The 25,951-nt window shown below is 68.2% G+C and carries 22 protein-coding genes; 10 read left to right on the top strand and 12 right to left on the bottom strand.

What is annotated here, in order from left to right; translation table 11 throughout:
* Nucleotides 1-141 precede the first annotated feature (141 nt).
* Both EEB18_RS07260 and EEB18_RS07265 read right to left on the bottom strand, forming a co-directional pair.
* The gene (locus EEB18_RS07260; protein WP_187138988.1) at nt 142-1,875 is read right to left on the bottom strand and encodes a M56 family metallopeptidase; all 1,734 of its coding nucleotides are present in this window, start codon (nt 1,873-1,875) and stop codon (nt 142-144) included.
* Entirely contained in the window at nt 1,872-2,249 is a 378-nt protein-coding gene (locus EEB18_RS07265; protein WP_187138989.1) for a BlaI/MecI/CopY family transcriptional regulator, read from the bottom strand. Before EEB18_RS07265 ends, EEB18_RS07260 begins: the two co-directional genes overlap by 4 nt.
* Before the next feature lie 127 nt (nt 2,250-2,376).
* Here EEB18_RS07265 and EEB18_RS07270 point away from each other — a divergent pair, with 127 nt between their 5' ends.
* The 3 genes from EEB18_RS07270 (at nt 2,377) to EEB18_RS07280 (ending at nt 7,759) form a co-directional block, all read left to right on the top strand.
* Nucleotides 2,377-3,180, top strand: a complete 804-nt coding sequence (locus EEB18_RS07270; protein WP_187138990.1) for a hypothetical protein — start codon at nt 2,377-2,379, stop codon at nt 3,178-3,180.
* A 101-nt stretch (nt 3,181-3,281) separates the two neighbouring features.
* Nucleotides 3,282-5,417 (top strand): alpha/beta hydrolase family protein, encoded by a 2,136-nt coding sequence (locus EEB18_RS07275; RefSeq protein WP_187138991.1) that lies wholly within the window; start codon nt 3,282-3,284, stop codon nt 5,415-5,417.
* Nucleotides 5,418-5,419: 2 nt separating this feature from the next.
* Entirely contained in the window at nt 5,420-7,759 is a 2,340-nt protein-coding gene (locus EEB18_RS07280) for a GH92 family glycosyl hydrolase (RefSeq protein WP_410468122.1), read from the top strand.
* Between the two features lie 6 nt (nt 7,760-7,765).
* On the opposite strand, the gene EEB18_RS07285 is transcribed toward EEB18_RS07280, so the two are convergent.
* The gene (locus EEB18_RS07285; RefSeq protein ID WP_187138993.1) at nt 7,766-8,140 is read right to left on the bottom strand and encodes a hypothetical protein; all 375 of its coding nucleotides are present in this window, start codon (nt 8,138-8,140) and stop codon (nt 7,766-7,768) included.
* 61 nt (nt 8,141-8,201) lie between these two features.
* On the opposite strand from EEB18_RS07285, the gene bchE reads away from it, so the two are divergent.
* The gene (gene bchE, locus EEB18_RS07290; RefSeq protein ID WP_187138994.1) at nt 8,202-9,716 is read left to right on the top strand and encodes a magnesium-protoporphyrin IX monomethyl ester anaerobic oxidative cyclase; all 1,515 of its coding nucleotides are present in this window, start codon (nt 8,202-8,204) and stop codon (nt 9,714-9,716) included.
* 66 nt (nt 9,717-9,782) lie between these two features.
* Nucleotides 9,783-10,754 (top strand): magnesium and cobalt transport protein CorA, encoded by a 972-nt coding sequence (locus tag EEB18_RS07295; protein WP_187138995.1) that lies wholly within the window; start codon nt 9,783-9,785, stop codon nt 10,752-10,754.
* Nucleotides 10,755-10,858: 104 nt separating this feature from the next.
* Here EEB18_RS07295 and EEB18_RS07300 read toward each other — a convergent pair whose 3' ends face one another.
* The 5 genes from EEB18_RS07300 to EEB18_RS07320 all read right to left on the bottom strand — a co-directional run bounded on the left by EEB18_RS07300 (nt 10,859) and on the right by EEB18_RS07320 (nt 12,870).
* On the bottom strand, nt 10,859-11,071 hold the full coding sequence (locus tag EEB18_RS07300; protein ID WP_187138996.1) for a hypothetical protein: 213 nt from the start codon (nt 11,069-11,071) through the stop codon (nt 10,859-10,861).
* A gap of 109 nt (nt 11,072-11,180) precedes the next feature.
* Nucleotides 11,181-11,375 carry a hypothetical protein gene (locus tag EEB18_RS07305; RefSeq protein WP_187138997.1) on the bottom strand — a complete coding sequence of 65 codons (195 nt, stop codon included), beginning with the start codon at nt 11,373-11,375 and terminating at the stop codon, nt 11,181-11,183.
* A gap of 88 nt (nt 11,376-11,463) precedes the next feature.
* The gene (locus EEB18_RS07310; RefSeq protein WP_187138998.1) at nt 11,464-11,643 is read right to left on the bottom strand and encodes a hypothetical protein; all 180 of its coding nucleotides are present in this window, start codon (nt 11,641-11,643) and stop codon (nt 11,464-11,466) included.
* A 1-nt stretch (nt 11,644) separates the two neighbouring features.
* On the bottom strand, nt 11,645-12,223 hold the full coding sequence (locus EEB18_RS07315) for an SRPBCC domain-containing protein (RefSeq protein WP_187138999.1): 579 nt from the start codon (nt 12,221-12,223) through the stop codon (nt 11,645-11,647).
* A complete protein-coding gene (locus EEB18_RS07320) occupies nt 12,223-12,870 on the bottom strand; it encodes a glutathione S-transferase family protein (RefSeq protein ID WP_187139000.1) in 648 nt (215 codons plus the stop codon). Before EEB18_RS07320 ends, EEB18_RS07315 begins: the two co-directional genes overlap by 1 nt.
* 181 nt (nt 12,871-13,051) lie before the next feature.
* Here EEB18_RS07320 and EEB18_RS07325 point away from each other — a divergent pair, with 181 nt between their 5' ends.
* The 5 genes from EEB18_RS07325 to EEB18_RS07345 all read left to right on the top strand — a co-directional run bounded on the left by EEB18_RS07325 (nt 13,052) and on the right by EEB18_RS07345 (nt 21,098).
* On the top strand, nt 13,052-14,698 hold the full coding sequence (locus tag EEB18_RS07325; protein WP_187139001.1) for a CHASE domain-containing protein: 1,647 nt from the start codon (nt 13,052-13,054) through the stop codon (nt 14,696-14,698).
* Nucleotides 14,682-18,338: a hydantoinase B/oxoprolinase family protein gene (locus EEB18_RS07330; protein ID WP_187139002.1), complete on the top strand. Its 3,657-nt coding sequence runs from the start codon at nt 14,682-14,684 to the stop codon at nt 18,336-18,338. The genes EEB18_RS07325 and EEB18_RS07330 overlap by 17 nt, the downstream gene beginning before the upstream one ends.
* A 57-nt stretch (nt 18,339-18,395) precedes the next feature.
* Complete coding sequence (locus EEB18_RS07335; RefSeq protein WP_187139003.1) at nt 18,396-19,070, top strand: DUF969 domain-containing protein; 675 nt, start codon at nt 18,396-18,398, stop codon at nt 19,068-19,070.
* Entirely contained in the window at nt 19,067-20,005 is a 939-nt protein-coding gene (locus EEB18_RS07340) for a DUF979 domain-containing protein (RefSeq protein WP_187139004.1), read from the top strand. The genes EEB18_RS07335 and EEB18_RS07340 overlap by 4 nt, the downstream gene beginning before the upstream one ends.
* A gap of 97 nt (nt 20,006-20,102) precedes the next feature.
* A complete protein-coding gene (locus EEB18_RS07345) occupies nt 20,103-21,098 on the top strand; it encodes a DUF2891 domain-containing protein (protein WP_187139005.1) in 996 nt (331 codons plus the stop codon).
* Here the strand turns inward: EEB18_RS07345 and EEB18_RS07350 are convergent.
* From EEB18_RS07350 to EEB18_RS07365, 4 genes are read right to left on the bottom strand one after another with little or no spacing between them, the layout of a single operon-like run.
* The gene (locus EEB18_RS07350) at nt 21,095-22,327 is read right to left on the bottom strand and encodes a nucleotidyltransferase family protein (RefSeq protein ID WP_187139006.1); all 1,233 of its coding nucleotides are present in this window, start codon (nt 22,325-22,327) and stop codon (nt 21,095-21,097) included. The genes EEB18_RS07345 and EEB18_RS07350 overlap by 4 nt on opposite strands.
* A complete protein-coding gene (locus EEB18_RS07355; RefSeq protein WP_187139007.1) occupies nt 22,324-24,054 on the bottom strand; it encodes an ATP-binding cassette domain-containing protein in 1,731 nt (576 codons plus the stop codon). Before EEB18_RS07355 ends, EEB18_RS07350 begins: the two co-directional genes overlap by 4 nt.
* Nucleotides 24,047-24,535, bottom strand: coding sequence for a lasso peptide biosynthesis B2 protein (locus EEB18_RS07360; RefSeq protein ID WP_187139008.1), 489 nt, complete (start codon nt 24,533-24,535; stop codon nt 24,047-24,049). The genes EEB18_RS07355 and EEB18_RS07360 overlap by 8 nt, the downstream gene beginning before the upstream one ends.
* Nucleotides 24,532-25,788 carry a cupin domain-containing protein gene (locus EEB18_RS07365; protein WP_187139009.1) on the bottom strand — a complete coding sequence of 419 codons (1,257 nt, stop codon included), beginning with the start codon at nt 25,786-25,788 and terminating at the stop codon, nt 24,532-24,534. Before EEB18_RS07365 ends, EEB18_RS07360 begins: the two co-directional genes overlap by 4 nt.
* Nucleotides 25,789-25,951 lie beyond the last annotated feature (163 nt).

Genomic DNA, 25,951 nt, shown 5'->3' on the forward strand with positions numbered 1-25,951 from the left:
CACTCCTCCCTCGTGCGCCGGACGAGCGTCATCGCTCGCCGCCGCAGCGACGTTTCAACACAGACTTTCGATCAGTGGCCGCCAGGGTCGGACGAATGTCCGGGCGTCAGCGGCCGGTTGGGCCGGACCGGAGTCCGGGGATCAATCTTCGGGCGGTTCCGGCGGCTGCGGTGCTTCGGGGATTTCGATCCGCGCGACCCGGCCGTCGGCCGACCGCGCCTCGATCACCCCGCCGGGGCCAACCCGCACCGTCGCCGCCTTGTCGCCCTTGTCGCCTTTGCCGCCCTTCGGCCCCTTCGCGACAAAGGGTCGCCGCGGCGCCGACACCGCGCGCAACGCGATCGCATCGTCGGGGGTGCGCAGCACCACACCGGCCTTGCGCATCTCGCGAATATAGGCGCCGTCGACCCCCATCGCGCGCATCCCGGTCAGGTCGTCGAGTCCGACGCCGGGGAAATAGGACTGGATTTCGCGGGCATAGGCGGCATCGACCCCGACCGACGCGGCACCGATCATGTCGCCGACGTCGGATCCGGGGAACAACCGGCGCATCTGGCCGATATAGGCGGCGTCGACCCCGCTCGCCTTCGCCGCGATCACATCGTCGGCATCGACCGACCAGCGTTCGTCCTGCATCTGGCGGACGTCCTCGGGGGTCACGCCGACCGCACGCATGCCGATCAGCTGCTCGGGGGTCAGCGGCTTGCCGGCCGCGGCGGCCTCGGCCTCCTTCTCGGCAACGGCCTGGGCAGCGACGGCCGTCCGCGCCGACGCCCGGGCGGTTTCGCGCGATGCGACCGCGACGGCGCGGGACTCCTCCGCCGCCTGCCGCGCTTCGGGTGCGGTCGCCGAAAAGGCGGCGAGCGGCACCGTCAGCCCGACCAGCAGCATCAGGCTGCCGAACATCCAGCCGCCACTCGCCGGACCGCGCTTCAGGCTGCCGTCGAGCACGCGGGTGATCCGCCGCTTCAGGCTACTCTTGGCGGGTGCGACGCCATGCGCCGCGATCAGCGTCGCCTTATTGTCGTGGCGCGCCGCGCCGACCAGCAGCGTCGCATAATCGGGGCCGTCGATGTCGGCCATCAGCACCGCATCGTCGGCGGCTTCCTCGCGGAGCTGGTGGCTCTCGCGCGCCAGCATCCATACAAAGGGACTGAACCAGAACACCGCACAGGCGACCCGCGCGCCGAGCAGTTTCGCCCAGTCGAGCCGTGCGACATGCGCCAGTTCATGCGCGATGATCGCCTCGGCCTCGCCGGTCGCCGCGACCGCCTTCGGGCTGAGCACGATCGTCGGGCGCAGCACGCCCCAGCTGATCGGCGAGCGCAATTCCTCGCTCACCAGCAGCGCGGTGCCATGCTTGAAGCCCATGCGGCGCTGCGCCTCGGCGAGCGCCGACAGCCACGACGGCTGCACCAGCACCTCGGCGCGGCCGCGCATCGCGAACAGGCGGACGACCGCGAGCAGCATCACTCCAAACAGCAGGACGAGCGGGACCGCATAGAGAAAGGGGGCAATATCGCCCAGCGATGGCAATACGACCGGCGGCGACCCGGTCGCCCCCGCCGCGACAGGGACTGACGTCGCGGCGGGGGCGGCCAGGTCGGCCACCGGCCCCCCCGTTGTCGAAAGGTCGCCCGCGGCCAGCGCCACCGGGGCCGCGTCGGCGAACCACGCGGCGGGCAGCGGCGCCCATTGGGGCATCAACAGGATCGCGGCGGGCAGCGCGAGCAGGGCGAACAGCCCGCTGTGCGCGATCATCGACCGCTCGCTCGACGAGCGCGACCGCGCGAGGCGCAGCAGCAACAGCGTGACGCCGGCGATCGCGGCGGATTTCCAAGCAAAGCCCAGCAGCATGTTGGCATCGAGCATCATTTCGCCCTCCCTTCGCGCGCCTGCGCGATCAGTTTTTCCAGTTCATCGAGTTCGGATCCGCTCATCTCGTCCTGCATGCCGAGCAGCGCCGCGGCGGCGCTCGTCGCCGATCCGTTGAAGAACACGCGCACCACCTGCCCCAGCGCCGACTTGCTCGCCGCCTTCTCGGGGACGCTCGGCGCATAGAGAAAGCCGCGCTCCGATTGTTCGCGCGCGACGAAGCCCTTGCCCTCGAGCCTTTTCAGCATCGCGCGGATCGCCGACCCCGACAGCTCGTCGGGCATCGCCTCGCCGATCTCGGTGACCGTCGAGGCGCCGCGCTCGTACAGGATATCGACAATCTCGCGTTCCCGCGGGGGCAGACTGGACAGCATTCGAATCACCTCATGCGCTACATTTGTAGCGTGCTACATTTGTAGCGCCACCTTGGCAAGGGGTTTTATTCGAGTAAGACAGTGGAAGCCGGCGGCGGCCGGGATGGCGGGGCGGGAGTAACCAGGCATGGCGGGGAAATGGACCTTCGGGACGGGGCGACTACTGGCGCTGGTGGCCGCTTTGGCCGCGCTCCCGGGCTGCGACCGGGCACCGAAGAAGCCAGTCGTCGAGACCGCGGCGGCGCCCGCGACATCGTCATCGCGGGCCGAAATCTTCGGCCGGCTCGCCGACACCTTCGTCGCGTCGGAGACCTATCCGACGGGCAACATGATTTTCTACGCCCCGCCGAAAGCTTATGGAAGCTGGCTCTGCCGCGTGGACAAAATCTCGATTCCCGAATGGATCGCGCGCGGACGTCCCAAGAGCGAAGGCGAAAAGTGGAAAGACGACATCGCGGTCGAAACCTATTATGCCGCATGGCGGTCCCCCGCCGAAGGCAATGATGATGATCGCGAGGCGGCTTGTGCCAAATTCCGCGACTTCGACACGCTCTTCTATGCCGACGGTATCGATGGTCCCGGACGCTATATCTTCCTGCTCGACCGGCTGCTGCGCGACCTCGCGGCGGGCAAGACGACTTATCCGGTCGAATGCGTCGACCGGCGCGGGTCGCGCGCGGGCAAGCCATGCGACGCCAAGGCTGTGGCGAGCGGACTTTCGATCAGGAAGCTCGGCAGCGGCCAGACCGAATCCGAACGCGAAACCGAAAACTCCTTCCTCAGAACCGACCGGCTCCACTTCCGGATTGGAAATGCCCATGACCACCCCGTCATCCTCGTCCTGACGATCGACAGCGAACAGCATTTCGGACGCCAGTCGATTGACGAGGGAGACATCCGCTCGGCGCGCCTTGAGATGGAAGTCATCTGAACGCGGCATGGTGCCCGGCACCATCTCCGGGCACCCGGTTGACCGTCCGCCGCTTAAGGTTCAGACCCGCGCCATCCAGTCGAACAAGGGGCATGATATCTATGCGTAAACTCGCGATCCTCGGGGCGAGCCTCCTCGTCCTCGCCGCCCAGACCGCCGCCGCGCAGGAGGCCCCCGCCGCGACCGCAACCCCGGACACACCCCCTGCCATGTCGGCCTCGGCCACCGGCAGCGCGCGCACCGGGGCGCAGCATCGCTTCACCGGCGAGGATCTGTTCGACCTCGCGATCGCCTCCGATCCGCAGATCAGCCCCGACGGCCGGCGCATCGCCTATGTCCGGCGCGCGAACGACATCATGTCGGACAAGGCGGCCAGTTCGATCTGGCTGATCGACACGACGACCGGCGAGGAAGTCGCGATTGCCGGCCAGAATGGCGGCGCCTTCTCGCCGCGCTGGTCGCCCGACGGCAAGCGCCTGGCCTATGCCTCGGCCGAGGGGGGCAGCGCGCAGCTCTGGGTCCGCTGGATGGACGGCGGCGAAGCGGTACGGCTGACCGGTCTGCCGACCAGCCCGTCGAGCCTCGCCTGGTCGCCCGACGGCAAGTCGATCGCCTACACGATGCTCGTCAAGGACGACGGGCCGAAATTCGGCAAGGCCCCCGCGAACAAGCCCGAGGGCGCAAAATGGGCCGAGCCGCTCGAGGTCCGCGACCTGCTCACCTACCGCGCCGACGGCGAGGGGTATATCGAGCCGGGGTTCGAGAAGATTTTCACCGTTCCCGCCACCGGCGGCGCCCCGCGCCAGCTGACCTTCGGCCCCTATCACGACGGCGGCCCGCTCAGCTGGTCGCGCGACGGCCGCACCCTCTATTTCGGCGCCAACCGCAAGCCCGATTGGGAAAATGACCCGGTCGAGGGCGAAATCTACGCGCTCGACGTCGCGAGCGGCGGCGTCACCGCGCTGACCGACCGCAACGGCCCCGACGGTAATCCCGTCGTCTCGCCCGACGGCAGCAAGATCGCATGGCTCGGTTTCGACGACAATCTGCGCGCCTATGAAAATACACAGCTCTATGTGATGAACCGCGACGGCTCGGGCCGCCGCAGCCTGACCGCCAATTGGGATTATGGCGCCGACGCGATCCTCTGGGACAATGACGGCACCGGCCTCTACGCCCAATATGACGATCATGGCGAAACGAAAGTCGCGCGCATCGGCCTCGACGGCTCGGTGCGCACGATCGTCACCGGCGTGTCGGGCGGCGGGCTCGATCGTCCTTACACCGGCGGCAGCTTCTCGGTCTCGAACGGCGATGCCATCGCCTTCACCGGCGGCACCGCCACCCGCCCCGCCGAGGTGCAGCTGGCGGCCGCCGGCAAGACCCGTATCCTCACCGACCTCAACCGCAGCCTGCGCGACGTCAAGGCGTTCGGCGAGGTCCGCAAGATCACCACCCCGTCGAGCCACGACGGCAAGGAAATCGAGGGTTGGCTGACCCTGCCCCCCGGCTATGTCGCGGGCACCAGGGTGCCGCTGATCCTCGAAATCCACGGGGGGCCCTTCGCGGCGTACGGCCCGCATTTTTCGACCGATAACCAGCTCTATGCCGCCGCGGGCTATGCCGTACTCTCGGCCAACCCGCGAGGGTCGACCAGCTATGGCGCCGCCTTCGCGAACGAGATCGACAAGGCCTATCCGGGCAATGATTATTTCGACCTCATCAGCATCGTCGACCGCGCCATCGCACTCGGCATCGCCGACCCCGACGCTTTGTTCGTCACCGGCGGCTCGGGCGGCGGCGTGCTCACCAGCTGGATCGTCGGCAAGACCAGCCGCTTCAAGGCGGCGGTGACGCAGAAACCGGTGATCAACTGGACGACCCAGGCGCTGACCGCCGACGGCCCCGCCTTCTTCGGCCGCTACTGGCTCGGCGCGATGCCGTGGGAAAAGCCCGAGCTGTTCTGGGCGCGCTCGCCGCTCTCGCTCGTCGGCCATGTCGAGACCCCGACGATGGTCGTCGTCGGCGCCGAAGATTATCGCACCCCGGTCAGCGAGTCCGAGCAATATTACACCGCGCTGCGCCTGCGCGGCGTCCCCACCGCATTGATCAAGGTTCCCGGTGCCAGCCACGGCGGCATCGCCGCGCGCCCGTCGCAATCGGCGGCCAAGGCCGCGGCGATCCTCGCCTGGTTCGAGAAATACAAGAAGGGATGGACCCGGCCGGCGGGCGAATGAGCATGAAACGCCTCGCCACCACCGCCGCGCTGCTGCTCGCGGTGCTGGCGATTCCGGGCGCGGCCGAGGAACCCGCGCCCGATATCCTGACCTTCGTCGATCCGATGATCGGCACCGGACCCGAGGGCCACACCTTCCCCGGCGCCACCGCCCCGTTCGGCATGGTCCAGCTCTCGCCCGACACCGACGCGACGTGCCAGATTCGTGACTGTTACGCGCATGCCGCGGGCTACAGCTACCACGACCCGACGATCCAGGGCTTCAGCCACACCCATTTTTCGGGCGCCGGCCATTCGGACCTCGGCGATTTTCTCGTCATGCCGCAGGTTGGTGAGGTCAAACTCGACCCAGGCGACCCCAAACAGCCGGGCTCGGGCTATCGCCAGCGCTTCGACCACAAAACCGAAACCGCCAGTCCCGGCTATTATGCCGTCACCCTCGCCGACAGCGGTATCCGCGCCGAACTCACCGCGGGCGCCCGCGTCGGCATCCACCGCTACAGCTTCCCCGCGGGGCAGCAGGCGCATCTCCTCCTCGACCTCCGCTCGTCGCTCTATGATTATCCCGGCAAGATCCTCTGGTCGGGCCTCCGCCGCCATGCCGACGGCACGATCACCGGCTTCCGCGAGACCCGCGGCTGGGCGCCGGGGCGCAAACTCTATTTCGCGATGCGCTTCTCGCACCCGCTGTTCGGCCACGCCTTCATCGATCGCGACGAGAAAATTCCCTACAAGGGTTTCCAGGGTCCTGGCCGCGGCAGCGACGCGCTCGTCGAAAAGCTCGGCAAGGCGCTCGAAGCGCGCTTCGACTTCGGCGAATTGCGCGGCCCGCTCGAAGTCCGCGTCGCGCTCTCGGGGGTCGATGAAGCCGGCGCGATAGCCAATCTCGACGCCGCCGAAAAGGAAACAGGTGGCGCCCGCTTCGACGCCGTCCGCGCCCGCACCGAGGGCGAATGGCGGGGCGCGCTCGGCGCGCTCACCATCACCGCCCCCGCCCCGATGCGCACCAACCTCTATACAGCGCTCTACCACAGCCTGCTCGCCCCCAGCGTGTGGAGCGATGTCGACGGCCGCTATCGCGGTCCCGACGACGCCGTCCATGTCGCGAAAGACTTCACCTTCCGCTCGACCTTTTCCTTGTGGGACACCTTCCGCGCCCAGCACCCCCTGCTCACCCTCGTCCAGCCCGAGCAAACGACCACCGACGTCGTCCGCTCGCTGCTCGCCAGCCAGCGGCACAGCCCGCACGGCATCTTGCCCGTCTGGCAATTCCATGGCCGCGAGACCTGGACGATGATCGGTTATCACGCCGTCCCCGTCATCGCCGACGCCTATATGAAGGACCTTGGCGATTTTGGTGCCGACGATGCGCTCGACGCGATGGTCGCGAGCGCGGAGTATGCGCCTTATGGCGGCCTCGGCGACTATATGACGCGCGGCTATGTTCCGATCGACCGCGAGCCCGAAGCGGCGTCGAAGACGGTCGAATATGCCTATGACGACTGGACCATCGCTCGCATGGCCGAGAAAATGGGCCGCACCGACATCGCCGACCGTTTCTACAAACGCGCCGGTTACTGGCGGAACAGCTTCGACGCGAAAACCGGCTGGCTCCGCGCGCGCAAGGCCGACGGCAGCTTCCGCACCCCCTTCGACCCCACCGCGATCAACTATGGCTCGGACTATACCGAGGGCAACGCCTGGCAATATTCATGGTTCGTCCCGCAGGACCAGGCCGCGCTCTTCGCCATCCTCGGCGGCGACGCGAAAGCGATCGTCAAGCTCGACGCGATGTTCGATTATGACAACAGCAAACTCGACTACAGCCATGCCGAGGATATCGCCGGCCTCATCGGCCAATATATCCATGGCAACGAGCCGAGCCACCATGTCGCCTATCTCTACGCCTATGCCGGGGCGCCCTGGCGCACGCAGGAACGGCTCAAGCAGATCGTCGACAGCCAATATAAACCGACCCCCGACGGCCTCTCGGGCAATGACGATCTCGGCCAGATGTCGGCCTGGCTCGTCTTCACCGGCCTCGGCTTCTACCCCGTCGCGCCGGGGTCGAATCAATATGTCATCGGCCGGCCGTTCGTCGACCGCGCGGTACTCACCTTGCTGAACGGCAAAAGCTTCACCATCGAAACCATCGGCCTGTCCGACGCCAATCCCTATGTCGGCAAGGTCGAATTGAACGGCAAAGTGCTGACCCGCAGTTGGATCGCCGACGCGGAGATCCGCCAGGGCGGCACGCTGCGCTTCACGATGCAGGCGAAGCCCAACGCGGCGTGGGGCAAGGGCACGGACGCTCGCCCCTATTCGATGTCGCGCACGAAATAGGATCGCTCAGCCGAAGTAAGCGGCCAGCCCGATCGCGACCAGCACCGCTCCCGCCAGCGCCTCGCCGATGAGGACCAACGCCATCGCTCCCGGTGCCGACCGCCCCGAGGGCACCACCGGCTCCCCGTTCAACCCCTGCCACGCCGCCGTCATCGCAGCAAAGGCCGACCGCTCGCGCAGCAGCAGCCGCTGGGCGACAAACGCCCCCGCCACCGGCACCCATCCGATCAGCGCAAGCGCTTCCACCACCGGAAACAGCGCCCACAAGGCCAGCGTCAGCAGAACCGAAAAAGCAACCACCGCGAAATAGAGCCGGCTGAAATGCAGCCGCGTGTCGCTCATCACCCGGTAACGGACCAGCAACGCGTCCCTGTCCATCATATCCCCTCGCGCTTCGCCAATGCGCTGATATACCGGCCAAACCCGATGGAGTGAACGGTCGATGCGCATTGCCCTGGTCAACGTCCCGCATCCCGCGATCGGCAGCCGCATTCCCGACGAACAGCTCCCCCCGCTCGGCCTGCTCTGCGTCGGCGGTCCGCTGATCGACGACGGGCATGAGGTGCGCCTGTTCGACGGCGAATTCGGCCCCGTGCCGCTCGAAACCCTCGCCGCCGACATCGCCGCGTTCGCCCCCGACGCCGTCCTTTTCGGCCATTCGGGTTCCTCCTCGGCGCAGCCGATCATCACAGCGGTCGCCGCGATGATCCGCGCCGCACTGCCGAACGCAACGATCGTCTATGGCGGGGTCCACCCGACCTATCACTGGCGCGACATCCTCGCCGCCGATCCCCATGTCGATATCATCGTGCGCGGCGAAGGCGAGGCGACCGGCGCCGCGCTGTTCGCGGCGCTGCGCGCGCAGGCGCCGATCGACGCGATCCGCGGCCTCGCCTTCCGCGATACCGACGGCCGCGCCATCGCCACGCCCCCCGCCGCCGCGATCAACGATCTCGACGCTTTTCGCATCGGCTGGGAACTGATCGACCACAGCCGTTACTCCTATTGGGGCGGCAAGCGCGCGGTCGTGATCCAATTCTCGCGCGGCTGCCCGCATTTGTGCAATTATTGCGGCCAGCGCGGCTTCTGGACCCGCTGGCGCCACCGCGACCCGCAGAAACTCGCCGCCGAAATCGCGCATCTCCACCGCAACCATGGCGTCGAGGTGTTCAACTTCGCCGACGAAAACCCCAGCGCCGGGCGCAAACCCTGGAAGGCCTTTCTCGAAGCGCTGATCGCCGAAAATATCTCGGTCACCCTCGTCGGCTCGACCCGCGCCGACGACATCGTGCGCGACGCCGACATCCTCCATCTCTACAAGAAAGCGGGCTTCGAACGCTTTTTGATGGGCATGGAGAATACCGACGAGGCGACACTCAAGCTGATCCGCAAGGGCGGCACTATCGCCGCCGACCGCGAAGCGATCCGCCTCCTCCGCCAGCATAATATCCTCTCGATGGCGACCTGGGTCGCGGGCTTTTCGGACCAGAGCGACCGCGACCTCTGGCACGGTCTCAGACAGCTGATCGATTACGACCCCGACCAGATTCAGGCGCTTTACGTGACCCCGCATCGCTGGACCCCCTTCTTCTCGCTCGCTCGCGACCGCCGCGTCGTGCAGGACGACCGCACCAAATGGGATTACAAGCATCAGGTGCTCGGCATGGACCGCATGCCGCCCTGGCGCCTCTTCCTGTGGGTCAAGGCGATCGAGGCGGCGGCGCAGCTTCGCCCCCGCTCGCTGCGCCGTTGGGCGTGGAACCCCGACCCGAAGATCCGCCACGCGGTCCGCTGGTACTACCGCATGGGCCGCCGCGTCTGGTTCCACGAGATCTTCGGCTTCCTCTTCCGCGACCGCACCCGCGACAAGGGCCGGACCCTCGCCGAATTTTCCGGCGCGACGCTGGAGGCCGAAGAGGAGTCTATGGTCGTCGAACGCGTCCCGCGCGCCGCCTGACGCACCCCCTTCCCTTCATCGCGCAGCGGCCTATGGAGGGCGCAGGTTCGCAAGGAAGTCCCGCCGATGCCGATCATGGCCGCCCGCCACTACAACCAAGGCCTGCTCGTCCGCGAGCTCGGCCCCGACGACATCATCCCCGAGGATTGCGACGACGGCGATTTCTACTGGCTCGGCCTTTTCGAGCCGACGCCGGAGGAACTCGCGGGCATCGCCAAGCGCTTCGGCCTCCACCCGCTCGCCGTCGAGGACGCGCTCAAGGCGAAGCAATTGCCCAAGGTCGAGGTCTATGGCGACCAGCTTTTCGTCATCGCCGCAACCGGCAACCGCGAGGGCGATACGATCCAGTCGGGCGAGACCGCGATTTTCGTCGGCCGCCATTTCATCGTCACCGTCCGTCACGGCTCGGCGCGCGCCCACACCGACGTGCGGGCGCGGCTCGAAACCCTGCCCGCCAAGCTCGCGCACGGCCCCGACTATGTCCTCTATGCGATCCTCGATTTCATCGTCGACGGCTATTTCCCAGTGATCGACGCGATCGAGGACCGGCTGCTGCTCGTCGAGGAAAGCGTGATGGACACGCCGTTGGATGCGGCGGAAATCCGCCATCTCTATGCCCAACGGCACGAGGTCATCCGTTTCCAGCGCATCGTCGGGCTGATGAAGGACGTCGCCTGGCGCCTCGCGGGCGACGACGAGCTGCCCGGCATCGACGATGCGGTGCGCCCTTTTTTCCGCGACATCTGGGACCATGTCCAACGCGCCGAATTCCGCCTCACCGGGCTGCGCGACGTCACCGCCTCGGTGATCGAGACCAATTCGATGCTCGAACAGCAGCGCCAGGGCGTCATCACCCGCCAGCTCGCCGCCTGGGCCGCGATCCTCGCGGTGCCGACCGCGATCGCCGGCATTTACGGCATGAATTTCGAATTCATGCCCGAACTCGACTGGCAGCTCGGCTATCCCTTCGCGCTCGGCCTGATCTTCGGCGGCTCGGCGCTCGTCTTCTGGCGCTTCAAGCACATCGGGTGGCTCTGACGCGGCTGGAGTGTCGGTTTTGGGGTGGGAAGCGGACGCTCAAGTGAAGAAGGTCGAGCAGCACGAGGCTAGCAATCGGCGCTAGTAGCGCCCGGAGGAGGCCCTCACCCCGCGATGCGCACCGAATGGCCGTCGATCTCATTGGCGCCAACAAGCTGATCGACCGAATGCAACGCCCACCCTATCAAGTTCCCGCTGATCAAGATCGCCCATGTGTGCCACCCCAAATCGTCAGTCCAGATGTAGTAGCCGAGCGCCGCCAGATGAAGCGCTATCGCGCTCTTCAACAACCATCTGATTTTCCGCAATTCGGCCATGGAACCCACTTTCTAACAAGGATGTTAGTCTGATTTATGAATGACAGCAATCGGTCGTTGGCGGCCGTTCCTCCGATCATCACAATAGAACGGAAAGCCATCCGATCGATCAGAATTTGTCAATCAAGCGCTTGCCTGCCAAAAACAGGCCGAATGCCAGCCAAATAGCCAAATATATTAAATAAAAAGACGAATTATTGAGCCAGCTGTAGATGCTATAGACCATCCAGCACAGATGCAGCGTCAGCAGGAAGCTGTGCTTGTGTACCCACGAACGGACGCTGACATTCTGATCTTGCAGCATCGAACCTCCAAGGCGGCGTCTTGTCCCTTATGTTTCAGATGACCGGGGTCCGCAACCCATAGAACCCCGGCGGCGCGTGCTCGGCCGCTCACCCCGCCACCTTCGGCATCCACTTGCCCTTGGTCCGGCTCGTCAGGTGAAACTGCCGGCACCGCTCGCAGCGATAGGGCCGCAAGATCAGCCCGGCCTCGCGCGCCGCCGCCATCGCCGCTTCCGCCGATGCATAACGCCGCTTGCGTGCACAGATACTCGCCCGCGTGCGTACCATGTCAGCGGCGCAGCTTGGCGTTCCAGTCGACCGGCCCGGTGACGAACCGTGCGCGCAAATTTTCCAGCGTCTCCCCATTCCCGCTTTCGAAAAAGGCGACCAGCGCGCGGCCGCCCTCGCTGTCCGGATAGCCGCGCGAGGTCAGCCGGACGCGGGTCTGCCGGCCCGCGGGTTCGATCTCGAACACGCTCGTCACCTTTTGATACGCATCCCAGTGCGGAAACCCGGCCGGCGCCTTGACCGTCCGGAATCCCAGCCGCCGGCCGGGAATCCGTTCACCGAACCGCTGCTGGATCGTGTCGGCACCGCCCGGTTTCGACGCCGGGTCATAGGCCGCCTCGATCAGGTCGGGGTCGTCCTTCGTCATCCACGCGACCGGCACCGCCCAGGTCATCCAGCCTTCGGCGGTCGAGATCGCGGTCCACACTTCGGCGGGCGTCGCATCGACCAGTATCTCGTGCACCATCGTCGTCGTGGCGTCGGCCTCGACCTGCCTGGTCACCCGTACCTCTCCGGCGAGCGCGGCACCCGGCACCGCCAGCAGCAACGCCGCGGCCAGCCCGGTCGCCCATGCGCGCATCAGGCGAGCACCTTCGCCATCATCCGCTCTTCCTTGGCGACCCACGGCGCCATGCTCGGCCGCGACAGGATCGCTTCGCTCCATGCCGCGATCTTCGGGTGCGTCGCCGCATCGACGACCGCGCCGCAATGGCGGAAATTCATCAGCGGCGACGCCACCGCGAGGTCGGCGAGCGTCAGCCGGTCGCCGACGAGGAAACCCGACGCGGGGATCGCGCTTTCCAGATAGTCGAGCAGCTTCGGCAACTCCTCGCTCTCGGCGAGCGCCGCCGCGGCGAGGTCGCCTTCACGGCCCAGGAATTTCGGCGCGACGATGCGGTTGAAAAACATCTTGCCGCTGCACGCCGCGAACACCGTATCGCCGAATTCCTCCCACCAGATCACCCGTCCGCGCGCCTGCGGGTCGGCGGGGATCAGTTCGGGTGAGGGATGTTTCGCCTCCAGATACTGGATGATCGCGCTCGAATCGGCGAGCATGAAGCCGTCATCGTCCATCGCGGGCATCTTGCCGAGCGGCGAGGCGGCGCGGAACCCCGGATCGGGATCGCCGATCCCCACCCCTTTCAGTTCGAAGTCGATCCCTTTCTCGCCGAGATAGGCGAGCAATTTGCGCACGAAAGGCGACACCAACGAACCGTAAATGATCATCCGACCGCTCCCCTGTTCTTCTCCATCGCGCCCGTCTTACGCCAAAGGGCATAAACCGCAACCATCGCCGCGGCGGGTGCATAGGCGCGACATTGCGCTTGCTAAGCGCCCGTCCGCGTGGGAATATTGCGGCCACAGGGGCGCCGGGCTCAGCGATAAACCACGGGAAAATAACAAGAGCATGCGCTCGGTTTGGGCAGATCGGCTGATAGGGCTGCTGGTCCGTTTCGTCGGGCTGGTGATCCTTGTCGCCACCCTGATCGCCGCCGCCGCCAGCTTCCTCTACAACCAGTCGCAGGAGGCCGACCAGGCCAGCCGCGTCGCGACGCAGGTCAATATGCGGCTGCGCGACCATATCGCGGTGCTCGAAGGCGTCCGCGCGCTGTATCAGTCGGACACCGCCGCCAGCGGTCCCGGCATCCGCGCCTATCTCGCCGCGCTGCAGCCGCAGGTGCAGGCGCCGGGCATGGAGGGGGTCGGCATCGCCGCCGCGGTCCGCCGCGACGACCTGGCCCCCGCGGTGGCGCAATTGCGCCTCAACTACGGCCGCGACATCGCGATCTGGCCTGCCACCAGCCCCCGCAAGATCGGCTTCGCGGTCGTCCTCGTCGAACCCTATACGCCGCGCCGCAACGCCGCGCTCGGCTTCGATATGTACAGCGAAGCGACCCGGCGCGAGGCGATGCGCCGCGCCTGGCAGACGGGGCGCCCCGCCGCCAGCGGCATCGTCCACCTCGCGCAGGAACGCGTGTCAAAGGTCAAACAGCCGGGCTTCCTCGTCTACGTCCCCGTCTATGCGCGGCAACGCACGGCGCTGGAACCCGCCGACTCCGGCGATGTCCCCGCTCCCTCCACCACCGCTATCGTCGCGACGATGGGTGACGCGCGGCCGGTCGAGGCGTTCGTCTACGCCCCCTTCCGCACCGAGGACATGATGAAGGCGGTGCTCGGCGAACAGCTCAAGGGCGTCGATGGCATCGAGGTCCGCGCCGGCGAGGGTCCGTCGGCGCCGCTCGTCTTCAGCCACGGCACGATCGGCTGGGACGCGCACGAACAGAAATTGCACGTCGCCGACCGGCAATGGATCATCCGCATTTCCTATGGCCGCTTCATCGACCGGCTCGGGCGGCCGCTCGGCATCTTCCTGTTCGGCCTCGCGCTCGCGGTGCTCGCGACCCAACTCCACCGCGTCCAGCGCCGCCGGATCGACGCCGCCCAGGCGCTCGCCGCGGAAAAGGCGCGCCATGCCGAGGATCGCGAACTGATGATCGGCGAAATGGCGCACCGGATGAAAAACGCCTTCGCGCGGATCGGGGCGCTCGCGCGGATCACGCTGCGCGAATCGACCGACCTTCAGGATTTCGAGGCCAAGTTCGACGGCCGCATGCGCGCGCTGTCCGATGCGAAACAGATGCTCGTCACCGGCGCCGTCGACACCGTCGACCTCGGCCAGATCATCCGCCGCGAACTGGAAACCACCGGCCGGGCGTCCGACGACGTCACCGGCCCCGACGTCCGCCTCGACGACGAAGCGGCGCAGGCGATCTCGCTCGCGGTGCATGAAATCGTCACCAACAGCATCAAATATGGCGCGCTCGCCGGCAAGGGCGAGCTCACCGTCGGCTGGCGCCGTGCGGCCGAGGATATCGAACTCAACTGGGTCGAAAGCGGCCTTCCCGAAACCCCGCAGATTGACACCGAAAGCTTCGGCACCCAGTTCATCCGAACCCTGATCGAACGCCAGCTCAAGGGCAGCTGGAACCGCAGCGCCGCCGACCACAGCCTCTCGATCACCATCCGCTGGCCCGACCGTGACATCGCGGACTGACGCCGACTGGCAGGTCTGGATCGATCGCGGCGGCACCTTTACCGATGTCGTCGCGCGGTCGCCGGACGGCGCGGTCGTCACCGCCAAATATCTGAGCGAGGACCCCGCGCGCCCCGGCGACGCCGCGGTCAATGCGATCCGCGACCTGACCGGCGCCGGCACGGGCGCGCTGCCGCCGCTCGCGATCCGCATGGGCTCGACCGTCGCGACCAACGCGCTGCTCGAACGCAAGGGCGAACCGACATTGCTAGCGATCACCCGCGGTTTCGGCGACGCGCTGACCATCGGTTACCAGGACCGCCCCGACCTCTTCGCGCGGCGGCTCGACCGCATCCCGCCCCCACACGCAGCGGTGGCCGAGATCGCCGAACGCACCGGCCCCGACGGAAGCATCCTGACCCCGCTCGACGAGGATGCCGCGCGCGCATCGCTGCGGGCCGCCCGTGACGCCGGTCTCGCCAGCATCGCGATCGTCCTGATCCACGGCTATCGCTATCCGGCGCACGAACTGCGCCTCGCCGAAATCGCGCGCGAAACCAGCTTTACGCAGATCTCGACCAGCCACGACGTCAGCGCGCTGATCAAGCTGGTCGGCCGCGGCGACACGACCCTCGCCGACGCCTATCTCTCGCCCGTGCTGCGCCACTATGTCGATCAATTCTGCGCCCAACTCGGTGACGACGTCGATCCGCAATTCATGAAAAGCTCGGGCGGCCTCGCGTCGGCCAGCGCCTTCCACGGCCGCGACGCGATCCTCTCGGGTCCCGCGGGCGGTATCGTCGGCATGGTCGGCAGCGCCGCCCCCTTGGGCAAGACCCGCCTGATCGGCTTCGACATGGGCGGCACCTCGACCGACGTCAGCCACTATGCCGGCCGCCTCGAGCGCGACAACGAAACGATCATCGCGGGTACCCGCATCCGCGCCCCGATGCTGCGCATCCACACCGTGGCTGCAGGCGGCGGCTCGATCTGCCGCTGGGACGGCGCGCGCCTGCTCGTCGGCCCCGAAAGCGCGGGCGCCAACCCTGGCCCCGCCGCCTATGGCCGCGGCGGGCCGCTCACCGTCACCGACTGCAACGTCCTGCTCGGCAAGATCCAGCCCGATCATTTCCCCAAACTCTTCGGCCCGAACGGCGACCAGCCGCTCGACCGCGACGTGGTGGCCGAAAAATTCGCCGCTATGGCCGCCGAAGTCGGCAACATCACTCCCGAAGCGCTCGCCGAGGGGCTGCTAAGCATTGCGGTCCAGCAGATGGCGAACGCGATCAAGCGCATCACCATCGCGCGCGGCCATGACGTGACCCAAGGCTATAGTCTTGTCGGCTTCGGCGGCGCCGCGGGCCAGCATGTCTGCCTCGTCGCCGACGCGCTCGGCGTCGACGAAATCCTGCTCCATCCGCTCGCGGGGGTGCTCTCGGCCTATGGCATGGGCCTCGCCCGGCCCTCGGCGATCCGCGAGCGCACGCTGGGGTCGACGCTCGACGCCCGATGCGCCGCGACGCTCGCCGCGGTCGAAACCGAGCTGGCGCATCAAGCCCGCGCCGACCTCGCCCCCGACGCCCGAACGGCCCGGGAAACCCGGCTCTTCGTCCGCCTCGCCGACAGCGACAATGCGATAGAACTCCCGCTCGCGCCGCCCGCCGACGTGGCGCAGGCCTTCGCCGCCGCCTTCCGCCAGCGCTTCGGTTACGCCCCGCACGCCAATCTCGTCGTCGACCGCATCCGCGTCGAACTGACCGAGGCGGGTGATACCCCCGCCGCGATTCCGCCACCCGCTGCATCCCTGGAAACGCCGCCCGAAACCGTCTCCGCCTGGCTCGCCGGAGCCCGCCACGAAGTCCCCCTCCACCAGCGCGACGCCCTCGCCCCCGGCCACACCGTCACCGGTCCCGCGATCATCATCGACGCACTCGCGACGACGGTGGTCGAGCCGGGGTGGAATGCGACGGTAGAGGCAGAAGGAACGCTCAGGCTCTCTAGTGCTCCCCGGCGAAAGCCGGGGCCCAGCGCAACCAAAAACGCGCGCGGCAGCGCGCCGTCTGGGCCCCGGCTTTCGCCGGGGAGCACTGACCCCGCAACCCCCGACCCCATCCGCCTCGAAATCTTCAACAGCCTGTTCATGGCGATCGCCGAGGAAATGGGCAGCGCGCTCCAGCACAGCGCCTCGTCGATCAACATCCGCGAACGGCTCGACTTCTCCTGCGCGATCTTCGACGGCGAGGGCCGCCTCGTCGCCAACGCCCCGCACATGCCGGTGCATCTCGGCTCGATGGGCGAAAGCGTCCGCACCATATTGCGCCAACGGACCAAAGACGGCCGCGGCCTCCGTCGCGGCGACGCCTACGCCCTCAACGCCCCTTACGACGGCGGCACCCACCTCCCCGACATCACCGTCATCATGCCGGTGTTCGTCGCCAAAGAAGAGGGGGACGCCGACGCCCCCGCCTTCTTCGTCGCCGCGCGCGGCCATCACGCCGACCTCGGCGGCATCGCGCCGGGATCGATGCCCCCCGACAGCCGCAGCATCGAAGACGAGGGTATTCTCTTCGACAACATACTGATCGTCAACGACGGCAATTTCCTCGACGCGAAGGTTGCCACGCATCTGGTCGACGGCGCCTTCCCCGCGCGCAACCCCGCGCTCAACATCGCGGACCTCAAGGCGCAGGTCGCCGCGTGCCAGCGCGGCGCCAGCGCGCTCGACGACCTCAGCACCGCGCACGGCGCCGCGACCGTTACCGCCTATATGGCGCACGGACAGGCACAGGCCGAAGCGGCGGTCCGCCAGCTTATCGCGCGGCTCGACGACGGCGCCTTCCGCTACGCGATGGACAATGGCGCCGAGGTCGTCGTCGCGGTCCGGGTCGACCGCACCGCGCGCCACGTCACCATCGATTTCACCGGCTCGTCGGCGACCCTGCCCGACAATTTCAACGCGCCGCTCCCGGTCGTCCGCGCCGCGGTTCTTTATGTGCTGCGCACGATGCTCGACGACCCGATCCCGATGAACGAGGGCTGCCTCGCCCCCGTCACCCTGATCGTGCCAGCGGATTCGATGCTCAGCCCCAGCTATCCCGCCGCGGTGGTCGCCGGCAATGTCGAGACCAGCCAGGTCATCACCGACGCACTGTTCGCCGCCTTCAACGCGATGGCGCCCGCGCAGGGGACGATGAACAATTTCACCTTCGGCAACGACGCCGACCAATATTATGAAACGATCGCCGGCGGTTCGGGCGCGGGCCCCGGCTTCGACGGCACGTCGGTGATCCAGACGCATATGACCAACAGCCGCATGACCGACCCCGAAGTCATGGAAATGCGCTTCCCCGTCATCGTCGAGGAATTCTCGATCCGCAAAGGCTCGGGCGGCGCGGGCCAGTGGCGGGGCGGCGACGGCGCCACCCGTCGCATCCGCTTTCGCGAAGCGATGACCGCGAACATCCTCGCGAACCGCCGCCGGATCGCGCCCAGTGGCCTCGCGGGCGGCGACGATGCCGCACCGGGACAAAACTGGATCGAGCGCACCGACGGGTCGGTCGAAATCCTCGCCGCGACCGGCAGCGCCGATCTCGAGGCGGGCGACGCGTTCGTGATCGAAACGCCGGGCGGCGGCGGCTATGGGAAAACAAGGGAGAGATAGGGTGACGGCAGCGCGGTCTACCCCACGCGGGGATGACGGGATGACAGGAGACCGATCATGCTCGTCCTGATCGGCATCCTGATCATCATCGCGGGCTTCCTGCTTCGCTTCAACCCTTTGCTCGTCATCATGGCCTCGGCGCTCGCGACCGGTCTTGCCGCAGGGCTCGACGTCACCGCGATCGTCGCCGCCTTCGGCAAGGCGTTCAACGACACGCGCTATGTCTCGATCATCTGGATCGTCCTGCCCGTCATCGGCCTGCTCGAAGCCTATGGCCTGCAACAACATGCCCGCACGCTGATCGCGCGGATGAGGGGCGCGACGCTCGGGCGCCTTCTGACCGGCTATCTGCTGCTGCGTCAGGCGATGTCGGCAGCCGGGCTCACTTCGGTCGCGGGGCACGCCCAGACCGTGCGCCCGCTTGTCGCCCCGATGGCCGAGGCCGCCGCCGACGCACAGAATCCCGCGCTCAGCGATGACCAGCGCGAGGAGGTCAAGGCCTATTCGGCCGCCACCGACAATATCGGCCTGTTCTTCGGCGAGGACATCTTCCTCGCGATCGGCTCCATCCTGCTGATGAAGGGTGTGCTCGAAGGCTATGGCTATGTCATCGAGCCGCTGCACCTCTCGCTCTGGGCGATCCCGACCGCCATCGCCGCCTTCCTGATCCACGGCTTCCGGCTTCGCCGTCTCGAACGGCGCATGGCCGCGCCGGCGGAGCGCGGCGCATGATCACGCTCGGCCATGTCTATATCCTCGCTGGCCTCACCTTCGCGCTCTTCGCCGCGCTCGGTGCCCTCGATCGCAGCAACCCCAAGCGTTTCGGCAATGCCGCCTTCTGGGGCTTGCTCGCGGTGTCGATGCTCGCGGGCGACCGGCTCGGCGACTTCTACAACGGGCTGCTCGTTCTCGCGCTCGTCGCCATCGCCGGCGCCGGCCAGATCGGCCGCGCGCCCGGCGGCGAAGTTCCTGCCGAGGTGCAGGCCGAAGGCGCCGCGAAATATGGCAATTTCCTCCTCCTCGTCGCGCTGATCATCCCGGTGGTCGCACTCATCGGGACTTTTCTGTTCAAGGAAATTCCTGGCCTCGCCGATCCCAAGCAGGCGACGCTCATCTCGCTCGCGATCGGGGTGCTGATTGCGCTCGCGGTCGGCATGGCGCGTCTCAAACCGCCCGCCCTGCTCCCGCTGCAACAGGGCCGCCGCCTGCTCGACTCGGTCGGCTGGGCGGCGATCCTGCCGCAGATGCTCGCCAGCCTCGGCGCGGTCTTCGCACTCGCGGGCGTCGGCGACGTCGTCGGCGGGCTGATCGGCACCGCCATTCCGCAGGGCAGCCTGTTCGGCGCGGTGCTCGCCTTCGGACTCGGTATGGCGCTCTTCACGATGGTGATGGGCAACGCCTTCGCCGCCTTCCCGGTAATGCTTGCGGCGGTCGGCATGCCTTTGCTCATCAAGCAGTACGGTGGCGACCCCGCGGTGGTCGCGGCGATCGGCATGCTCGCGGGCTTCTGCGGCACGCTGATGACCCCGATGGCGGCGAACTTCAACCTCGTCCCCGCCGCCTTGCTCGAACTCAAAAACCCCTATGGGGTAATCAGGGCGCAGATCGGCACCGCGCTGCCGCTGCTGGCGGTCAACATCCTCTTCATCTACCTCTTCGCTTTTTGATCGTCATTGCGAGGAGCGAAGCGACGCGGCAATCCAGAGTCGCGTAACCCGCCCTGGATTGCTTCGCTCCGCTCGCAATGACGACTATGGGATTCCCATGAACCTCACCCCCGACCACGCCGCCCGCTTTGCGACCGCCACCCTGTCGCACCTCGGCCGCGAATATCCGTACAAGATGGACCATGTCCTCGCCGGCCCCGAGGATGCCCGGCCCCCGCGCGATTTCCACCCGATCTTCCACGGCAGCTTCGACTGGCACAGCTGCGTCCATGGCTGGTGGCAGGTCCTCCGCCTCGCGCGCCGCTTCCCCGATCTCCCGATCGCCGCCGACATCCGCGCCCGCGCCGACGCGATGCTGGTGCCCGACAAGGTCGCCGGCGAACTCGCCTACCTGTCGCGCCCCACCGCGACCGGCTTCGAACGCCCTTATGGCTGGGCCTGGCTCCTCGCACTCCACGCCGAGGCCGAACGCCATAACGCCCCCTGGGCCGCCGCGCTCGAACCGCTCGCGTTAGCCTTCGCAGCGCGCTTCCACGCCTTCCTGCCCAAGCTCACCTATCCGCTGCGCGTTGGCACCCATTTCAACATCAGCTTCGCGCTCCTCCTCGCCCGCCACTGGGCCGAAGCCCGCGACCCCGATCTCGTCGCCCTGATCGACACCCGCGCCCGCGCCCGCGACTGGTTCGGCGGCGACCGCGACTGTCAGGCGTGGGAACCCGGCGGCGACGAATTCCTCTCCTCCGCACTCACCGAAGCGCATCTGATGTCGGTCGTCCTCGGCGACGATTTCGCTGCCTGGTTCGATGCCTTCCTGCCGCGCGCCGCGCAGCGGCAACCCGTGACCCTCTTCACCCCCGCGACCGTCTCCGATCGCAGCGACGGCAAGATCGCGCATCTCGACGGTCTCAATCTCAGCCGCGCCTGGTGCTGGCGCGCGATTGCGAGCGCGCTCGGCCCCGCGCACCCCGTCAGTCCCGCCGCCGAAGCCGCGGCGCGGCGCCACCTCGACGCCGCGCTCCCGCACGTCACCGGCGATTATATGGGCGAACATTGGCTCGCGAGCTTCGCGCTGCTCGCGCTCGACGGACTCTAGCCGCCCGTACCCAGCCAGCGCCGCATCGCGCGCATGTCGGCAACCTCGGCGTCCATCGCGTCGCCGCCGCGCTGGACCAGCCAGCGCCAGCCATGATCGGCCATACGCACCGGATAGGCCGGCCACACACGCCAGCTGTCGACCGGCACGCCCGCATAGTGCGCGACGATATGCCGCGGCGGAAAGGCGCGGCCCCAGGCAAAGGCCGCCTTGCCGCGCTTGCCCTCCGCCTCGGCGATCTGCGTCGCGAAACCGCGCTCGGCGCGCGCGCCCATGTCCTGCAGCATCAGCGCCTCGGCCGCCGCGACCAGCCGCTCGGGCAGCGGCACCGGATCGGGATCATCGACCACCCGCGCCCCCATATATTTCGCCATCAGCGCGAACAGCAACCGCGCGCCACCCGTCCGTCCCTGCGCCGCCGCGTCGGCCCAGAAGCGCGGCCAGTCGATCGCCGCCGTGTCGATCGCGGCGGCGAGGTCGCACAGCACCTGCGGCCCGGTGTCGAACGGCTGGCGGCCATAGGCCGCATGGACGACCAGATGCAGCAGGGTGTCGGTCGGATCGAGATAGGCGATCTCGACCGGCCCGGCTTTCGCCCGCACCCCCCGCGCCAGCAGCCCCGCCGTCGTCGCCGCGACCGCGTCGCGATCCTCACCGGGGACCGGGTTGGTCAGCCGCCAGTGCAGTTCGAACGCCACCTTTTGCGGCCCCCAGTGCAGTGGCGGCAGATGCTTGTGATGCGCGCGCGCATAGTCGATCGGCGTATGCGAAACCGGCCCCGGCACCGCCCCGGCCGCGATCATCGCCGCGTACAGGCGCACCGCATCCGCCTCGCCGAGCAGCAGGTCAATGTCGCGCATCGGGCGCAGCGCCGGCTGCGGATAGGCCTGCCAGGCAAGCCAGGCGCCCTTCAGCGCCGCATAGTCCAGCCCCTCGCGCCCGGCCAGCGCCCCCACCTCGCCCAGCGCCTGCTGCATCGCCAGCGCCCGCGCCGCCGCCGCCAGCCATCCGCGCGCCCAGCGCGCCTTCAGCGTCTCGGGCACCGGCCAGTCGCTCCCGCGCCCCGCCATCTGGCGGTGGAGCAGCGACGCCAGCCGGTGCTGTTTCGCCATGTCGCCGATCACCTCCCATTCGGCGTCGGACAGCGCCGCGAGCATCGCGCGGTCGGCGCCGCGCACATCGGCGAGCATGTCGAGCAACAGCCGCGCCAGCCCCCCGCGCGCCGTCATTCGGCCGCCTCCGCCCGGGGTACGATCCGCCCGTCCTCGATCCGCACCAACTGGTCGGCCAGGTCGAGCATGACCTGTCGGTGCCCGATGATCACCAGCGTCACCGCGCCGTGCAGTCCAGCGATCGCCTTGCGGATCGCCGCCTCGTTCGCGGGGTCGAGCGCGCTTGTCGGCTCGTCGAGCACCAGCAATTCGGGCGACAGCAACAACGCGCGGGCCAGCGCGATCCGTTGGCGCTCGCCGCCCGACAATGTTTGCCCGCGATCGCCGACCAGCGTGTCGATCCCCCGCGGCAGCGCAAAGACGAAATCGGCCGACGCTTTCGCCAGCGCCGCGCGCAACGCCGCCTCGTCGGCTTCCGGCGCCGCCCACAACAGATTGTCGCGGATGCTGCCGCCGAGCAGGAAGGGCTGCTGCTGGACATAAGCGACCGACCGCCGCCACAATTGCCGCGTCGGCCCCGCGATGACGACATCGTCGACGCGCATTTCGCCCGTGTCGGGCGACAGCAGCCCCATCAGGATGTCGGCCAGGCTGCTCTTGCCCGCGCCCGAAGGCCCGACGATCGCCGTCGTCGTGCGCGCCGGCAGCACCAGGTCGATCTCGTGCAACGCGGCACCTTCGCGCCCGGCATAGGTGAAACCCGCGCCGCGCAGCGTCACCGCGCGCGCCAGCGCCAGCGGCGGCGCATCGGCGGGCGCGCCAGCTTCCGCCACCGACGCCGTCTCGCGGCGCAGCGCCTCGGTCTCGGCCATCGCCGCCGCGGCGTGCAGCCAGCTGTGCCAGCTTTGCTGGATCACCCCCAGCATCGGCACCAGCCGCGCAAAGACCAGCAAGATCGGCAGCATCGCCGCCAGCGGCAGTTTCAAGACCGCCAACCCGACATAGACGAGCGCCGCCAGCAACGCCCCGCCGCCCAGTTGCAGCGCGGTGCGCCCGTGGCTCGCGCTTGCCGCATAATCGATCTGCTGCCCGCGCAGCGTCCTGAGCACTGAGGCAAAGCGCGCGCGCTGGCGCGCCTCGCCGCCCAGCATCTTGGTGATCCGCACCCCGTCGAACCCTTCGACGATCTCGGCCTGCAACCCCTTGTTCGCGCCGCCGAGCAAGCGCCCGAGTTGCACCGCGCGGCGCCGGTGTCCGGCAAAACCGAACAGGATCAGCGCCCCGCCCAGCGTCGCCACCAGCGCCACCTGCCAGGACAGCAGATAGGCCGCCGCCAGATAGGCGATCGCGGTCACCAGCGTCGCCGCCAGCGTCATCAATTGCTGGAACGCCGCCCCTATCCGCCCGATGTCGGTGATCAACAGGCTGGCATGATCCGATGCGCGCCGCGTCGCCAGCCAGCGCCACTCGGCCGACACCAGCCCCGCGAACAGGCTCTCGCGCATCCGGTCGACCAGCATATGCTGCAGCTCGAGCGCCTTCATCGTCTGCGCATGTTTGACATAAGCGCGCAGCAACAGCAGCGCGAGGAAGACCAGCACCACCTGCCCCAGCGACACCGTGCCGACCAGGCCGTGCAGCAGCTCGCCGACCCGCCCCGGCGCGCGCATGCCGCCGGCGTCGACCAGCGCCAGCATCGGCACCAGCATCATGATGCCGACCCCCTCGGTCAGCGCCGCGGCGATCATCAGGGCCATCACCACGACCAGCTGGCGCCGGTCGGCGCTCGCCAGCATCGCGCCGAGCAGCGCGCGCGGCCGGATCGGAGCCACGGGTTCAGACAAAGGCCGCCACCTCGATCAGCGCCGGATCGACCGGATAACCGGCGATCCTTTGCCCCGACGCGTCGAGCCAGGCATGGGCGGGCGGCGTATCGGGATCGATCTTCACCGCCTCGCGGTGGTCGCGCCACACCCCCAGGTGCAGCGTCGCCGCGATCCCCCGGCGCTTCAGCATCGCGCGCGCCGCGATCGCCTGCGGCAGGCACACCGCCTCGACGGGCAGGCGCCCGGCGGCAAAGCGCACCGCCCAGCTCACCATCGTCGCGGCATCGTCGGGGCGTTCGCGCGGCGCCGGCGGTACCAGCGCGCCCGGCGAAACCGGCGTACCGAGCCAGCGTGCGACGCGGCGAAAGGGCAGCGTCGCAACCGCGATCCGCGCGCCGAGCAGCAATATACTCGCCTCGGCGACCAGCAACCCGCGCCGCCCGCCCAGCCGCCACGCGCTCGCCAGCTTGCGCCGCGCAAGGGCGATCCGCCCGGTCATGCGCCGAGGTCGACGAACAAATATCCCGCCGCATTGAGCCGGATCAGCAATTGCTCGAGTTCGCGCCGCGCGGCGTCGTCCAGCCCGGCGGCGAGCGCGTCGAAGGCAACATCGCCGTCGCTCGACAGCCGCCCGAGCACCGCACCGACCGCCACGCTGCACGGAAAGAAGTGCTTGCCGATCTCGATCCCATGGTCGCCGCTCACCGCATCGCGAACCGCCGCGAAGGCGCGCCGGCTCGCGGGGCGCAGCCGGCTGTCGCCGCCGATCCGCGCCATCTTGCCCGCCGCGAACTGCGGCAGGGTGAAGACCGGGCGCGCCACCGGCGCTGCGCGCTGCTCGGCCAGAAAGGCTTCGGGCGGATGCGCGGCGTGCAGCGCCTGCATCGCTTCGCCCAGGTCCCGCCAATAGGCGGCGGTCGCCTCGGCGCCGCGCGCCGCCGGCCAGTCGGCACGGAACAGCGGCGATCCGGTCGCCTTGCCGACCAGCCAACGCAGATAATCCTGCCCCGTCGGCGGCGACAGCGCGATCGTCAGGTGCAGGCTCGGCTCGTCGACCGGGGTCGCGACATGCCACCAGCCGCGCGGGATATAGAGGATCGCGCCCTCTTCCAATATCGCGTCATGGACCGGATCATCGCCCTCCGCGGGCGGCGGCACGGTCTCGCCGCGCGCCGGGTGGTCGCGCGTCGGCCGCTGGACCCGCCAATGCTTGCGTCCCGCGACCTGCAGGATGATAACGTCATGATGATCCCAATGCAGGTCGAACCCATGGTCGGCGCGCCACCCCGCATACAGGTTGACGTTGCAACGCACGCCGAGGTCGTCCGCCATCCGGTCGGCGAGCGCACCGATCCGCGCCACCATCTCGTCGACGAAGCTCAAGACCAAGGTCGCGCCCTGCGCCAACTGCGCGGTGACCGCGCCGGCATCGAGGCGGCGGTTCGGCCCTACCATATCGACGAATTTTTCGGCCGGCACGTTTTTCCCGGTTTTGACCAGTTGCAGGCGCGGCGGCTCCAGCCGCTGCGTCGCCAGGATATGGTTGATCTCGTCCCAGCCGATCAGCGCCGCAAAGCGCCCCGCCTGCCCCGGCCAGGCGCGAAACGCGCGGTTCCAATATCCCTCGAGGAATTCGCCGACGCTCAACGGGGCGACCAGCGCGGCCAGCGATGGCGGCGCGGCGTCGACGTCGCCGGATGGCGACAGAGCGCCAACCTCGCGGGTCATTTGCCCCTGATCCTGATCCGCCATCGAAACACTCCCCCGGGTCCGGCCGCATCCCCACCGGCACCGCCACGATCTTAGCTAGCGCGCGCCAAAGGTTCAATGCGGCCCTGCGGCGCGAAGCATCTGTGTCCCAAAGCGAAATCGGGGTGACTTTACCCTTGTCGCGGGGCGCAACGCGCGCCAGAAC

Origin of the sequence: Sphingopyxis sp. OPL5, assembly GCF_003797775.2 — a bacterium.
Lineage (GTDB): Bacteria > Pseudomonadota > Alphaproteobacteria > Sphingomonadales > Sphingomonadaceae > Sphingopyxis.